The sequence below is a fragment of the Peribacillus sp. NPDC058075 genome (assembly GCF_042885195.1).
Classification (GTDB): domain Bacteria; phylum Bacillota; class Bacilli; order Bacillales; family DSM-1321; genus Peribacillus.
This window is the reverse complement of sequence record NZ_JBHVSL010000001.1, coordinates 1,024,949-1,040,266: the sequence shown is the minus strand read 5'-3', so window position 1 is coordinate 1,040,266 and position 15,318 is coordinate 1,024,949. Positions and strand designations below refer to the sequence as shown.

Annotated in this window: 14 protein-coding genes; 1 reads left to right on the top strand and 13 read right to left on the bottom strand. The window is 42.9% G+C overall.

All coding sequences use genetic code 11. The annotated features are described in order from the left end of the window. Positions 1–36: 36 nt before the first annotated feature. From gndA to mce, 5 genes are all read right to left on the bottom strand, one after another. Complete coding sequence (gndA, locus tag ACFVS1_RS05245; RefSeq protein ID WP_352920090.1) at positions 37–1,449, bottom strand: NADP-dependent phosphogluconate dehydrogenase; 1,413 nt, start codon at positions 1,447–1,449, stop codon at positions 37–39. Positions 1,450–1,491: 42 nt separating this feature from the next. Then, a complete protein-coding gene (locus ACFVS1_RS05240; protein WP_387545482.1) occupies positions 1,492–2,766 on the bottom strand; it encodes a DNA polymerase IV in 1,275 nt (424 codons plus the stop codon). Between the two features lie 380 nt (positions 2,767–3,146). Continuing rightward, positions 3,147–4,268 carry a tripeptidase T gene (locus ACFVS1_RS05235; RefSeq protein WP_387545479.1) on the bottom strand — a complete coding sequence of 374 codons (1,122 nt, stop codon included), beginning with the start codon at positions 4,266–4,268 and terminating at the stop codon, positions 3,147–3,149. Between the two features lie 466 nt (positions 4,269–4,734). Next, a complete protein-coding gene (locus tag ACFVS1_RS05230; protein WP_352920082.1) occupies positions 4,735–6,285 on the bottom strand; it encodes an acyl-CoA carboxylase subunit beta in 1,551 nt (516 codons plus the stop codon). Then, positions 6,282–6,707: a methylmalonyl-CoA epimerase gene (mce, locus tag ACFVS1_RS05225; RefSeq protein ID WP_387545476.1), complete on the bottom strand. Its 426-nt coding sequence runs from the start codon at positions 6,705–6,707 to the stop codon at positions 6,282–6,284. The genes ACFVS1_RS05230 and mce overlap by 4 nt, the downstream gene beginning before the upstream one ends. A 167-nt stretch (positions 6,708–6,874) precedes the next feature. On the opposite strand from mce, the gene prli42 reads away from it, so the two are divergent. Continuing rightward, complete coding sequence (prli42, locus tag ACFVS1_RS05220) at positions 6,875–6,970, top strand: stressosome-associated protein Prli42 (protein WP_155726463.1); 96 nt, start codon at positions 6,875–6,877, stop codon at positions 6,968–6,970. Positions 6,971–7,010: 40 nt separating this feature from the next. On the opposite strand, the gene ACFVS1_RS05215 is transcribed toward prli42, so the two are convergent. From ACFVS1_RS05215 to scpA, 8 genes are all read right to left on the bottom strand, one after another. Beyond that, the gene (locus ACFVS1_RS05215) at positions 7,011–7,526 is read right to left on the bottom strand and encodes a L,D-transpeptidase (RefSeq protein ID WP_241592380.1); all 516 of its coding nucleotides are present in this window, start codon (positions 7,524–7,526) and stop codon (positions 7,011–7,013) included. A gap of 31 nt (positions 7,527–7,557) precedes the next feature. Continuing rightward, a complete protein-coding gene (locus tag ACFVS1_RS05210) occupies positions 7,558–8,547 on the bottom strand; it encodes an aromatic acid exporter family protein (RefSeq protein WP_387545472.1) in 990 nt (329 codons plus the stop codon). 193 nt (positions 8,548–8,740) lie between these two features. Beyond that, positions 8,741–9,463 carry an amino acid ABC transporter ATP-binding protein gene (locus ACFVS1_RS05205; RefSeq protein ID WP_387545470.1) on the bottom strand — a complete coding sequence of 241 codons (723 nt, stop codon included), beginning with the start codon at positions 9,461–9,463 and terminating at the stop codon, positions 8,741–8,743. After that, the gene (locus ACFVS1_RS05200; protein WP_207439437.1) at positions 9,456–10,115 is read right to left on the bottom strand and encodes an amino acid ABC transporter permease; all 660 of its coding nucleotides are present in this window, start codon (positions 10,113–10,115) and stop codon (positions 9,456–9,458) included. The genes ACFVS1_RS05205 and ACFVS1_RS05200 overlap by 8 nt, the downstream gene beginning before the upstream one ends. A gap of 116 nt (positions 10,116–10,231) precedes the next feature. Then, a complete protein-coding gene (locus ACFVS1_RS05195; protein ID WP_483878256.1) occupies positions 10,232–11,035 on the bottom strand; it encodes a transporter substrate-binding domain-containing protein in 804 nt (267 codons plus the stop codon). A gap of 314 nt (positions 11,036–11,349) precedes the next feature. Continuing rightward, positions 11,350–11,787, bottom strand: a complete 438-nt coding sequence (locus tag ACFVS1_RS05190) for a BrxA/BrxB family bacilliredoxin (RefSeq protein ID WP_034308239.1) — start codon at positions 11,785–11,787, stop codon at positions 11,350–11,352. A 210-nt stretch (positions 11,788–11,997) separates the two neighbouring features. Then, positions 11,998–13,125: a methylmalonyl Co-A mutase-associated GTPase MeaB gene (gene meaB / locus ACFVS1_RS05185; RefSeq protein WP_352920063.1), complete on the bottom strand. Its 1,128-nt coding sequence runs from the start codon at positions 13,123–13,125 to the stop codon at positions 11,998–12,000. Continuing rightward, positions 13,125–15,317, bottom strand: a complete 2,193-nt coding sequence (gene scpA, locus ACFVS1_RS05180; RefSeq protein WP_352920060.1) for a methylmalonyl-CoA mutase — start codon at positions 15,315–15,317, stop codon at positions 13,125–13,127. Before scpA ends, meaB begins: the two co-directional genes overlap by 1 nt. Position 15,318: the final 1 nt, after the last annotated feature.

Below are 15,318 nucleotides of genomic sequence, written 5' to 3'. Positions count from 1 at the left end.
TAAAAGGGAATCCCCTTTTAAGCCGGCTTGAACTTTTTATTTTTCCATCCATTCGGTATGGAACGTTCCTTCTTTATCAATGCGTTGATAAGTATGAGCTCCAAAATAGTCACGCTGAGCTTGAATAAGGTTAGCTGGCAGCGTTTCTGTACGATAGCTGTCGAAATAGGCAAGTGCTGATGACAAGCAAGGAACCGGGATTCCATTCATCACTGCCGTTGATACCACCTCACGCAAAGCCCCTTGATAGCTTTCGACGATTCCTTGGAAGTAAGGATCTAGAAGAAGGTTGTTCAAGTTCGCTTCACGATCGTACGCTTCCTTGATTTTTTGGAGGAATTGTGCACGGATGATACAGCCGCCACGGAAAATCATCGCGATTTCCCCATATTGCAAGTTCCAGTCATTTTCTTCCGATGCTGCTTTCATTTGTGCAAATCCTTGTGCATATGAACAGATTTTGCTCATATAAAGTGCTTTACGGATACTTTCAATCAAAGCCTTTTTATCGCCTGTAAATGATTCGGCTTTTGGCCCACGAAGGATTTTACTCGCTTCAACACGCTCGTCCTTGATTGCTGAAATAAACCGGGCGAATACGGATTCGGTAATGATTGGAAGCGGAACACCAAGATCAAGCGCACTTTGACTTGTCCATTTCCCAGTACCTTTTTGGCCAGCTTTATCTAAGATGACATCGACCATCGGTTTGCCGGTTTCTTCATCATATTTTTTGAAAATATCAGCAGTAATTTCAATTAAATAGCTATCAAGTTCCCCTTCATTCCATTCAGAGAAGACTTCATGCAATTCTTCAGCAGATAATCCAAGAAGATTTTTCAGAAGGAAATAAGATTCGGAAATCAATTGCATGTCCCCGTATTCAATGCCATTATGTACCATTTTAACATAATGACCTGCCCCATCCGGTCCGATATACGTGCAGCAAGCATCCCCATCGACCTTAGCGGAAATGTCCTTCAAGATCGGTGCAACCAGTTCGTATGCTTCTTTTTGACCTCCAGGCATGATGGATGGACCTGTCAAAGCTCCTTCTTCCCCTCCTGACACGCCTGTACCGATGAAATGGATGCCAAGCTTGCTTAACTCCTCATTGCGGCGCTGAGTGTCCTTGAAGAAGGTATTCCCTCCATCAATAACGATATCACCTTTTTCAAGTAACGGTTTTAATTGCTCGATTGTTGCATCCGTTGCCGCTCCAGCTTTAACCATCAATAAAATTTTGCGGGGTGTTTCCAAGGAATTGACGAATTCTTCAAGCGTATAAGCGGCTGTTACGTTTTTGCCTTCCGCTTCCTTCATCATTTCGTCCGTTTTTGATCCTGAGCGATTATACACGGAAATAGAATATCCCCTGCTTTCAATATTAAATGCAAGGTTCTTGCCCATTACGGCTAGTCCGATAACGCCAATCTGCTGTTTTGTCATGCTTCATCTTTCCCTTCTCTATATCTTTACACAGCTTGTACGCTATTCTTTGTCAAAAGAAGGATCATTCCTCCTGGATTGCTCAAAGAAATCTTTACTGAAGCTAGTGTCTGTTCCAATTGAACGATTTTTCAAGGGTAATCCCTTTTTAATAATATTTTCTCCGTACTTATTTTGCAAGTGTTCCATCGCTTCATACAAGGGTTCTTTTTCTGCATCCTCTTGAAAGGAGAAAAGATCCAGTTGCTTGAAGGCTGACTCTTTTTCGATGACATCATAGGCAGTGACACCAAGAAGCCTGATTCCTTCCCCATTCCAATTTTTCATGAATAGGTCGATAGCTTCATCCAAAATATCCTTTTTTTCAAAAACTGGATTAGGAACCGTTCTGCTTCTCGTTATAGTGCGGCGGTCTTTGTAACGGATCGTCACACCTATTTTTTGACCAAGCAGGCGTTTATTTCTCAAACGGACGGCTACCTTACCGGAAAGCTTTACCAATACACCAATCAGTTCTTTTTGATTCGCGGAGTCATGCGGGAGAGTTGTGGAGTTCCCAATGCTTTTATGCTCAAAAATCGCTTCGGGATCCACTACTCTGGGGTCGATTCCATTAGCCCTATCCTTCAAACGGATGCCATTGATACCAAGTAGCTGTTTAAGTTGACTATCATTGGCGTGTGCAAGGTCCCTGATCGTCTTTATCCCGATAGTTTGAAGCTTTTCCGAGGTCTTACCCCCGATGCCATGCATTTCGCCAACTTGTAAAGGCCAGAGCTTTTCCGGAATGTCCCGTTTCCTTAACACGGTGATTCCCATTGGCTTCTTCATATCAGAAGCAGTTTTAGCCAAAAATTTATTAGGGGCAATCCCGATGCTGCAAGGGAGATCCATCGTATTAAAAATTCTTTCCTGAATGCTATTGGCTATATCTAAAGGCGAACCCAATTCGGCGCATTCACTAATATCCAGATACCCCTCATCTATCGAAACCGGTTCAACCATCTCTGTATATTGCCTCAATACATCAAAAATAGCCAGTGATGCCTTTCGATAGCGCTCGAAATTCGGTTTCTGAATGACCAATTGAGGACATAGTTTTTTTGCCTGCCAAATCGGCATGGTCGTTTTAACCCCGAACTTCCTCGCCTCATAGCTGCAGGTGACGATTATCCCCCTTCTCTCTTCAACATTGCCCGCAATGGCAAGCGGTTTGCCTTTCAATGAAACATCATATGACATTTCCACTGAGGCATAGAAACTATTCATGTCTACATGGAGAATGACCCTGCCATTTTTGGGATACATGTCCTTCATGTTCGACCGTCACATCCTTGTAAAAATAAAAAACACCGGATAATAGGGACAATAAAAAACCATTTCTATTAACGTACCCCTATTTATCTTTGGTAACCTCGGCGAAAGATGCTCCACTCGAAGAAAAACAGCCATCATGTCATTGATGACTGTATTCCTTCCATACTTTGAACGCCTTACAATTATATACAAGTTGTTGCTGATCAATGTCGTAATCAAACGGCAACACCGATTGCTTAATAAGACACCGTTCAAAGGGTATAAATCAAGAATTTCAAGGGTTCAATCGACAAGGCATATTCCTCATCCTTCGCATAATGCGACCGCCTTTTTCGATTACTCAGGAAAACTCCTATATTACCCTGTCATATTACAGGTGATTATTCCCCTGATACTTCTTGGATGATAGTGATGACCATTTCAGCTAGCTTCGTTAATTCCTCAACCGGAATTCTTTCATTCGTAGTATGGATATCTTCATAGCCCACTGCGAGATTGACAGTAGGGATGCCAAAGCCTGCAATGACATTCGCATCGCTTCCTCCGCCGCTTTTAACCAGCTCGCATGGACGGCCGATTTTCTCTGCTGCCTTCCTTGCGATTTCGACTACATGATCACCAGCACCATATTTAAAACCAGGATACATGACGTTAACTTCAACTTCAGCACGTCCGCCCATTTCAATGGCTGCAGTCTCGAATGCCTCTTTCATTTTCGCTACCTGTATTTCCATTTTTTCAGGAATCAAGGATCTTGCTTCTGCAAGGATTTCCACATGGTCACAAACAATATTCGTTTGCTGTCCACCCTGGAAACGTCCGATATTGGCTGTCGTTTCCTCGTCGATTCTGCCTAATGGCATTCTAGAGATTGCTTTGGCAGCAATTGTAATGGCCGAAACGCCTTTCTCAGGAGCGACACCAGCGTGAGCAGTCTTGCCTAAAATGGTTGCAGACACTTTCGCCTGAGTAGGTGCTGCAACAACCACATTGCCCACTTTTCCATCACTATCAAGTGCAAAACCGAATTTAGCCGTTACAAGGGAGCGATCCAATGCCTTTGCACCAACCAAGCCGGATTCTTCACCGACTGTTATGATGAATTCGATTGTTCCATGTTCTATATTCTGTTCTTTCAACACTTTAAGCGTTTCTAACATGACCGCTAATCCAGCTTTGTCATCCGCCCCTAAAATGGTCGTTCCGTCTGACACTATGTATCCATCTTTGATGGAAGGCTTGATTCCGTTCCCTGGAACAACCGTATCCATATGGGAGGTGAAATAAATGGTATCTACGCCTTCTTTCATTCCTTTTAAAGTACACACTAAATTCCCCGCACCATGACCGGTAACTGCTGTTGTATCATCTTCAAAAACGTCTACACCCAGTGCCCCGAATTTTTCTTTCAGCACTTTGGCGATGGCTGCTTCATTTTTCGTTTCGGAATCAATCTGCACCAATTCCATAAATTCATTAACTAAACGTTCTTCATTAATCATAAAATAAAACCTCCAAAAAAGTTTTCCTCTTTAATTATACTTCTAAAAGCCGCGCCCCGGCAAATAATGTGAAAGGAAGAACCCCGCCTGAAAAAGCATGCTGGTCATTTCCCTGCCAGAAGGCCTTGTTAAAAGGTGAATAATGACTTATTATGTTTTTTTAAAAATGCTGTTTTCGCATCCTTTGTTGCTAATTACTGCTATTTACCAAGTAGTGCGGTGTGGTTGATTTCCCCTCCAGAAGCTCGCTTTCCGCGGGGCGGGCGGTGAGCCTCCTCGGCGTAAACGCCTGTGGGGTCTTACCTGTCCCGCTCCTCCCGCAGGAGTCTCGCACTTCCGCTCCAATCAACCTTAAATCGTTTTGTCTTAAAAACAACAATCTTTACAAAAAGAGATTTTAAAAATGATATTTCCCAGTATGGAAAAGAGCCCAAAACAACTAGTTTGGGCTCCTTGTAATGTTGAATTACAACGGGATATTTCCGTGTTTTTTCCATGGTCGAGTTTCTTTTTTGTTGCGTAGCATTTCTAGAGATTGAATGATCTTAATCCTGGTTTCACGGGGATCAATAACATCATCAACCATTCCAAGACTTGCGGCAACATAAGGATTGGCGAACTTCTCACGGTACTCTTCAATTTTAGCTGCACGTGTCGCCTCCGGATCTTCGCTATTTTGTATTTCACGGGCAAAAATGATATTTGCCGCTCCAGCAGAACCCATTACCGCGATTTCAGCATTCGGCCATGCAAACGTAAGATCCGCACCGATGGATTTACTATTCAGTGCCACGTAAGCCCCTCCGTAGGCTTTACGCAGGATGATCGTCAATTTTGGTACTGTCGCTTCCGAATAAGCATATAGGAGCTTTGCACCATGGCGAATGATCCCGCCATGTTCTTGTTTAACGCCCGGGAAAAAACCCGAAACGTCTTCAAACGTAATTAGGGGAATGTTAAATGAGTCACAGAAACGAATAAAACGGGCAGCCTTATCTGATGAATCAATATCAAGCCCCCCTGCCAACACCTTTGGCTGGTTACAGACAAGCCCCACTGATTTCCCTTTGATGCGCGCCAAGCCGACCACTATGTTTTTCGCAAAGCCCTCTTGAACTTCCATAAAGGAATCCTCATCGACAACCTGCTCCAATACTTTCCTAACATCATATGGACGGATCCCTTCATAAGGTACCACATCCGTTAAATCCGGACGGTAGTCATCTCCATCGTCCGCATCCAAAACCGGCGGCTTCTCTTCATTATTTTGTGGAAGATAGCTCAGGAGACGTCTGACGTCCGCCAATACTTGCTCCTCAGATGCCCCCTTGAAATGGGCATTACCGCTTATGGTATTATGTACAGTGGCTCCACCCAATCCTTCAGAAGAAATCTTTTCACCTGTAACCGTTTCAATGACTTTAGGCCCTGTTATGAACATTTGGCTCGTTTTTTCTACCATGAAGACAAAGTCGGTTATGGCTGGGGAATAGACGGCTCCGCCTGCACATGGTCCCATAATGACCGAAATCTGTGGAATGACCCCTGAATAAATCGAATTCCGGTAAAATATTTGGCCATATCCATCAAGCGAAACTACACCTTCTTGAATACGAGCTCCGCCAGAATCGTTCAAACCAATGAATGGCGCCCCATTTTCCGCTGCCAAATCCATAACATTGGCAATTTTCAGAGCATGCATTTCACCGAGTGCTCCGCCAAAAACAGTAAAATCCTGTGAAAACAGATAAATGTCGCGGCCGTTGACCTTTCCGTAGCCGGTGACAACACCTTCTCCCGGCCCTTCTGCCTTTTCCATGCCAAAATTGGTATTACGGTGTTTGATAAAAGGGTTAAGCTCTATGAAAGTACCCGGATCAACTAAAAGTTCAATTCTTTCCCTTGCAGTAAGTTTGCCCTTTTCATGCTGCTTATCGATTCTTTCTTCACCGCCGCCCATTTCCACTTTGCGGCGTCTGTCATATAGGTCATTGATCGTATCATAGATGTCCGTCATTCCTGCTCCTCCTTTGATAATGCATGTTCACAAAGCTCATATAATACACCTGCGGTTGACTTGGGATGAACGAAAGCAACATCGGCATTGTGCGCTCCCTTTCTTGATGATTCATCAATCATGCGCAATCCAGATTCTTTGATTTCTTTTATTCTATCTTCGATGTCATCGACGCCAAGGGCCACATGATGAATTCCTTCACCGCGTTTTTCGATGAATTTGGCGATTGGGCTTGCCGGTGATAACGCTTCCAACAATTCCAAACGCGTATTGCCTGCCAGGATGAATGCCACTTTCACTCCTTGGCTCTCCACTGTTTCGATTCCTTCAAGCTGCAATTTCAACGTTTCCGTGTAAAGCGGCAAGGCATCATCCAGTGACTTGACGGCAATACCGATATGATCGATATTTTTAATCATCATAAAAACCTCCATGCTATGTATTATTGGATGACTCCATTAAAATACTACTAATCTTGCATTAAAGCCTCTTAAAGTTCGGAATAATATGAACATTATACTTTTACTTGTTTCTACTAAATGTTCAAGTTAAAATAAAATCAATTAAACTGTTTTAAGGGAGAGGGCATATGGGAAACAAGAAAATCAGAAAAATCGTCGTATATTTAATGCTTATCTCAATGTTATTAACAAGCTTATTATCAGGTATCGCATTTCTTTTGTAATAGACTCTGTAATGGGGAGGGAAGCAACGCTTCCCTCTCTTTATTTTATCGCTCCATTTTTCTTTGCCAACGTTTTGAAATCCTCGTTCGATATGGTGATTAACACCTTAGTGCCGATGGGGACTTTTTCGTCCAAACGCTCTACATCGGATTTATGCATCCGTACACAGCCATTTGATATGTATTTACCAATTGATGATGGCTGATTCGTACCATGAATGCCGTAAATCCTCCCATCGGTATTTCGTGCATCGAATCCAATCCACCGCGACCCCAGAGGGTTCCTTGGATCGCCTCCAGGAATATTCTTTTTCCGGTAATATGGATTGACCGCTTTTACTTTTACCGTAAAAATCCCTTCAGGCGTCAGTTCCTGACTCTTTCCCGTACCGACCGGCAGAATCTCCTTGACTTCATTACCATCAATGAACGCCAATTTATTGTTCGCTTTATTGATGATGATAAACGGATCGCCAGGCTTGACCGACTGAGGTTGGGCTTGTACCTGAAGCGGCCATAAAGATAGCATAAGCAACAAAGAAAGGACCCATTTCATTTGTATCAATTCCTTTACTTTTTTGCTTAGTTTAAGCCAAGTGCCTCTTTTTCATTCGGTTGCTGGTCAGCTTGGGCAATCCCTTGAAAGAATGCTTCAACAATAAATAGCGTTCCATTTCCTTCATGAGCTGCAGTAATGCGGCCCTGGATTCGAACTCTTCCCGTGTCTGCGGCAGTACCATTCCCCTAAAATGAATCTCCATCTCCTCAAGCTTTTTCAGATAAAGAATGGCCGTATTTTGCGGATGGACGTTTTCTGCCAAATCTTCTATAAAATCAGCCACTATCCCGCTTTGCTTGACGACCAACGGAATATTCGTGACTAGGGGAAGAATTCGTTCAATTATTTCAAACTGCTTTTCACGCATTTTGAAATAATGGTAATACAGGTCTTCTTCCCTTAAAAAATGATTTTCCACATCCCTGAAGGCGAGGCTTTTGGCCTGATTAAGAAGATTGGCCGTTTCGGTGATTTCCTTACCATCCCATGTGTGATCATTATCCCTTAAGTAACGGACAATCCCCATCAAGATCGCACTAAAATTAGCTTCGATACTTTCCTGATAGGCCAGCAGTTTGTCATCGACACTGGGCATGTACAGGTTCATGACAAGCGCCACTCCAACTCCAACTGCAATTAATATCGTTTCATTGATGAGCAGGGAAAGAGTGATGTCACCCGCCCCATATAGGTGCATGATGATGACGCTGCTCGTTACAATCCCCTCATTAATCTTCAAGGCAACTGTCGTTGGAATGAAAATCAAGAGGATCAAACCTATTACCAGCGGGTGGAATGCGACGAAATGAAACAATAGGGATGCATAGGCCATTGCAATCAAACAAGCTAATAACCGGTGCCAGGAGGCATACACCGACTTCTTTTTCGTAACTTGAATGCATAAGATCGCAATGATTCCAGCAGCAGAGAAATATTCGAGATTAAGCATTTGTGCAATAATAATTGCCAGGGTGGCCCCCAAAGCAGTTTTAATCGTCCTGTATCCGATTTTAAACATTGTTATGTATCACCTGGCTCTTTCTCTATCTATTATAATACTATCAGGAAATGAGATATTTTCACAGTCCTTTGCGAGTTAAATTTCCAATTTTTCTAAATACATTCACGCAAAAATACATTATAGGAAAAAAACAAAAAAAGGTAACCTAAACGTTACCTTTTTTTCACAATTATATACTATTTGCTTTAACTTATAAAACTTTTTCCAAGAAGTCTTTTGCGCGCTGGCTTTTCGGATTGGAAAAGAATTCTTCCGGAGCACTTTCCTCAACGAGCAGACCATCGTCCAGGAATAGTACTCGATCGGCCACTTCTTTGGCAAATCCCATTTCATGCGTTACGATCAGCATGGTCATCCCCGTATGTGCCAGTGACTTCATAACCTCGAGCACTTCTTTTACCATCTCGGGATCAAGCGCTGAAGTCGGCTCATCGAAAAGCATTACTTCCGGGTTCATTGCCAATGCCCGTGCAATAGCTACCCTTTGTTTTTGTCCGCCTGACAGTCGATTCGGATAAGCCGATTCTTTATCGGCCAAACCGACTTTAGTCAAAAGCTCACGAGCCTGTTTTACAGCCTCGGCCTTTGACAATTTTTTCACCTTCATAGGTGCATATGTCAGATTCTCCAGTACGGTTTTATGCGGAAATAAATGAAAATGCTGAAATACCATTCCGACATTTTCACGTACCTTCATGATATTGGTCTTTTTTTCAGTGATGATTTGATCTTTGAACCTGATTTGACCATCTGTTGGAGTTTCAAGCATATTGATGCAGCGCAAGAAAGTTGATTTTCCCGACCCGGATGGACCGATGATCGCTAACACTTCACCTTGCCCTATCTCGGTGCTGATTCCTTTTAATACCTCGAGCTTGCCATAATTTTTTTTGAGTCCATCAATTTTAATCACTGCGTCTCATTCTCCTTTCAATCACTTTGCCTAAGATGGTGAGAACCATGACCATCACATAATAAATGAGGCCGGCAAATAATATCGGCTCGAAGAATTTATATGTCTCACCGCCGACAATATAAGAACGGCGCATGATATCCCCTAATCCAATTATCGTGACGACGGCTGATTCCTTCGTTAAGGAAATCAATTCGTTCACAAGGGATGGCAGGATATTCTTGATGGCCTGCGGCAGGATAATATTAAGCATCATTCCTGAATAGGGAACACCAAGTGCAAGGGAAGCCTCGCGTTGGCCTTTATCGACTGCTAAAATCCCTCCCCTGATAATTTCAGAGATGTATGCCGCTGAATTTAGCCCGAATGCTAAAAATGCTGCTTGGAACGCTTCGATTTGAATCCCTAATATTTGTGGTGAACCAAAATAAATCAGCATTAATTGCAGCACTAAAGGGGTACCGCGAAAAATGGATGTATAAAAGTCAGCAATCCAATTTAAGGGCTTGATTCTGCTGATTTTAAGTATAGATAATAATATTCCCAAAACAAATCCGATTACTGCCGCTACCGCTACAACCTTTAATGTAGTCGGTATCCCCTCCAGGATATATGGAAGGGAAGGCATAATCCTTTCAAATTCCAGATTCACTCCATTCATCCTCTCTTATGAAGACCGTTACGGGCCTTTCTCCTGCTTCATTTTATTAACAATAAAGCGCGGAAAAACGTTCAGATGGCATTCTGAACGCTTTTCATCTCTCTTTTTTATTCAGTTTCACTGCCACCGAACCATTTTAATATTAATTTTTCCATTTCACCATTTTCCATCATTTTTTTCAACTCGGCATTGAATTCTTCAGTTAACTTGCTTCCTTTTTGGAAAGCGATTGCGGAACCGGCATCTTGATCACCAGACTTGATCAAATGGCCCACCAACTCTTTATTATCTTTCAAGTAGCCTTTTGCCACAGTATCTTCCATGATCACGGCGTCAAAACGTCCTGTAGACATTTCTTGAACAACCTCAGGAATACGATTCCGTTTTTCAACTTTCATCCCGATATCTTGGGCTTTATTCAAGTCATTTGCCAATGTCTCCTGGATGGATGCAAGCTGTACGCCTACCGTTTTCCCTTTTAAATCTTCAACCGTTTTGATCTTACTGTCCTCTGTCGTGATGATCATGTTTTTAGCTGTATAGTAAATATCACTGAAATCGACTGATTGCTCGCGTTTTTCAGTTGGAGTCATTCCAGAGATAACGAAATCGACCGATTTATTTTCCAGAGCAGGCACAAGACTATTAAAGTCAATGTCCTTCACTTGGACCTCATAACCTAATTTTTTTCCGATTGCTTTAGCAATATCAATGTCAAATCCTTTGATTTCATCGCTTTTAGACGTTTCAACAAATTCAAATGGCGGATAATCCGCAGATGTTCCCATTACAAGGACCTTTTTGTCTTCCTTGTCAGCTGTGCTCTTATCTTCTTTCTCTGATGTTCCGCATGCCGCTAAAATACCTACTAATAAAACAGAAGTAAGCAACAATGCTAACTGCTTTTTCAACTTCATTATTATTCCTCCAAAATGATATTTTAAATTCTCTTGTTAGTAAATTCGGTTTAGTTAAAATTTGAATAACTAATATTCATACACTAATGTGTATTTTAACACACTCTAATAATTATTCAATAACGTAAATAATAGATTCATTTTTCAGAATATTACTATAATTAATTTACTGGATTCGCGCTTTTTTTCAAAAGGGAATATTTCGGTTCGCCTTATCTATCTTCTTTCCTAAATGTCCAAGACTTATGCAAAATCATGAATAAAAAAAACCCGCCGATTGGGCGGGTTTTTTAGGTTATCGCTATGGTTTACACTTCTTCGCAATATTGATCGAAGTAGTCTTGTAATTTTTCTACTACAGACATCGGATGGTGCCCTTCAATTTCATGGCGTTCTATCATCGTGATGATTTTTCCATCCTTCAGCAATGCAAATGATGGAGATGACGGCGGATATCCTTCGAAATAATCACGGGCTTTCTCCGTCGCCTCTTTATCTTGCCCAGCAAAAACGGTTACAAGCTGATCTGGGCGTTTATCATTATGGATTGCATGTGCCGCTGCAGGTCTAGCTATTCCCCCGGCGCAGCCACAAACGGAGTTGACCATAACAAGTGTCGTTCCTTTTTGTGCAAATACTTCCTCTACTTCCTCGGGAGTAGTCAATTCTGTATATCCAGCAGTCTTTATCTCATCGCGAGCCTGTTTGACTACGTCGTTCATTAAAAAATTAAAATCCATATTCATGGCATGTGCTCCTTCCAAGTTTTCTCTTCTACCCTATCATAACAATTGCCACTTCGTGATTCAATATATTTACCTGTCAAAACTGCATAAACCATTTCCGAACACGTTTAAAACGAAAGGTAAGCGGGAATCATGTGTGTTACAACAAGACTTACAAAAGGATGGGGCAGGCGTGGGAAACAATACACGCCTGCCCCATCCCATTTCTTTTTAATTTGACTTAAATGTATCGGTAAAAGATTGAAAAGCCTGCTTAACAGCAGCAGTGACCGTTTTATTCCCTGACATCACTTGATTCTCGAGTATTGGGAGAAGACTCTTGACGGTTTCATTTTTATAAAACATCGTTTTAAGCTGGTGATCCATCAATGAATAAAGCCATTCCTTAGATTGCATTCTTCTCCGTTCTTGAAAAACACCCGACTCCTTGGTCAAATCGGAAAATTCATTCAATACATCCCAAAGCTCAGGAATTCCTTTACCGGTTATGGCTGAACAAGTATATGCCTTCCCTGCCCATCCTTTTGTTGCTGGCTGAAGGAAGTGCAAGATTCGGCTATATTCGGACTTCGTCCTAATCGCCAGCGGAATATTCTCTCCGTCGGCTTTATTGACCACAATTCCGTCCACAAGTTCCAGAATCCCTTTTTTCATCCCTTGTAATTCATCTCCGGCACCTGTAAGGACAAGGAGCATGAAGAAGTCGACCATACTTCGAACTATAGCTTCACTCTGACCGACACCGACAGTTTCAATCAGTATTACATCAAATCCTGCCGCTTCACAAAGCAACATCGTTTCCCTCGTTTTGCGGTGAACTCCTCCTAGAGTGCCTTCGGATGGAGAGGGTCTAATGAAGGCATGGGGGTTTCTTGCCAGCTCCTCCATCCTTGTCTTATCGCCTAGTATACTTCCGCCATTGATCGAGGAGCTTGGATCGACAGCTAGAACGGCAACCTTATGGCCCCTGTCACATAAGTAGGTTCCGAACGTCTCGATGAAGGTACTTTTTCCGGCACCGGGCACTCCGGAAATCCCGATGCGAATCGAATTTCCTGTATGAGGAAGGATGCTATGCAATAATTCCTGTGCATGATCCAAGTGGTGGGATGCATTGCTTTCAACCAATGTAATGCCTTTAGCTAGCATGGCCCTGTCACCTTTTATGATTCCCTCTTTAAGTTCATGGACCGGTATGTTTACATTATGTTTTTTGACGAATTTGCTTGTAGAAGGTTTGTTATGGCTTGCTGCTAATTCTACACCTGGCTTTAATGAAGAAGCAAAACCTTCCTGATTGTTCTGATCGACCCATTCGGGCTTCTTGTCTTCACTCATTATTGAGCCACTTCCTCATATCCGAGGCGATTGTATATTTCCTGAAGCACTTTCTTTGCTGCTTGTGGAATGACCGTACCAGGTCCAAAAATGGCTGTAGCTCCATTTTCCATTAGGTAATCATAATCCTGTGCAGGGATGACGCCGCCTACAATCACTATAATGTCCTCACGCCCCAAGTTCTTCAGTTCCGTAATAAGCTGCGGCAACAAGGTTTTATGGCCGGCAGCAAGCGAACTCATTCCGACTACATGCACATCATTTTCCACGGCCTGGACGGCGGTTTCCTTTGGTGTTTGGAATAATGGACCGATATCGACATCATAGCCCAAATCCGCAAACCCCGTTCCGACTACTTTAGCTCCGCGATCATGACCGTCCTGACCCATTTTAGCCATTAACAAACGCGGTCTTCTTCCTTCATTTTCAAGAAACTCTTCCGTCATGCGGACGACTTCCTCAATTTCTGCTTCCTTTGAGTATGCCGAGCTGTATACACCGCTGATCGAACGGATCGTTGCTTTGTGACGTCCAGCAACCTCTTCGATCGCATCGGAGATTTCGCCTAATGAAGCCCGTACTCTTGCAGCTTGCACAGCAAGTTCAAGAAGGTTACCATCGCCAGTTCTGGCAGCCATGGATAGCGCCTGAAGGGCTTCAACCACCTTTTCCTGATCACGTTTCGCTTTTAATTCGCTCAAACGCTTAAGCTGACTTTCGCGAACTGCTGTATTATCAATCTCCAGTATTTCAATCGGATCTTCTTTTTTCAAACGATATTTATTTACGCCTACAATCGTTTCATCTTGAGAATCGATTTTAGCTTGACGCTTTGCAGCGGCTTCCTCTATCCTCATTTTTGGAAGGCCGGTTTCAATAGCCTTCGCCATTCCGCCAAGGCCTTCGATTTCCTCTATGTGAGCCCAAGCCCGTTCGATTAATTCATTTGTGAGTGATTCTACGTAGTATGAGCCTGCCCATGGATCGATTACTTTTGTGATCCCCGTTTCCTCCTGCAGATATAGCTGTGTATTACGTGCTATGCGTGCCGAGAAATCCGTTGGCAGGGCAATGGCCTCATCCAGTGCGTTCGTATGCAGGGATTGTGTATGCCCAAGTGCAGCCGCATGCGCTTCAATAAGGGTCCTTGCGACATTGTTAAACGGATCCTGCTCCGAGAGGCTCCAGCCGGAGGTTTGGGAATGGGTTCTCAATGCCATCGCTTTATTATTTTTCGGCTCGAATTGTTTCATCAGTTTTGACCAAATGAAACGAGCCGCCCGCATTTTCGACACTTCCATGAAATAGTTCATTCCTACAGCCCAGAAGAATGACAGGCGTGGTGCGAATTTATCGATATCAATACCTGCTTTCATTCCGGTGCGTGCATACTCAAGCCCATCCGCCAACGTATAGGCAAGTTCGATATCAGCCGGCGCCCCCGCTTCTTGCAGATGATAGCCGGAGATGGAAATGGAATTGAACTTGGGCATATATTTAGATGTATACTCAAATATATCAGCTATGATTTTCATGGACATTTCTGGTGGGTAAATATACGTATTGCGAACCATATATTCCTTTAAGATGTCATTTTGAATCGTGCCTGAAAGCTTATCCTGTGTTACGCCTTGTTCTTCAGCTGTCACGATATAAAATGCAAGGATCGGTAATACTGCGCCGTTCATCGTCATGGACACGGACATTTGATCAAGCGGAATGCCGTCGAACAGGATTTTCATGTCAAGAATTGAATCGATGGCAACTCCCGCTTTTCCCACATCACCTACAACACGTGGATGATCGGAGTCATAACCGCGGTGTGTAGCTAAATCAAAGGCAACTGAGAGCCCTTTTTGCCCCATCGCAAGGTTACGTCTGTAAAACGCATTGGATTCCTCAGCAGTCGAGAAACCTGCATACTGACGTACCGTCCAAGGACGATTGACATACATCGAAGGATAGGGCCCTCTTGTAAAAGGAGCGATGCCCGGTACACTTTCCATATGCTCCAAGTCACGATTATCTTCCTCAATATAAAGCGGTTTGATTTTTATTTGTTCATTGGTTTCAAACAAAAGATTCTCAATGTTTTTCCCAACGGCTTTTTCGGCTTCCTTTTTCCATGCTTCCAACGTACCTTTAACCTCGGACTTAGCAGGATTTATAGCAGAAAAATTCGGTTTTTTCATT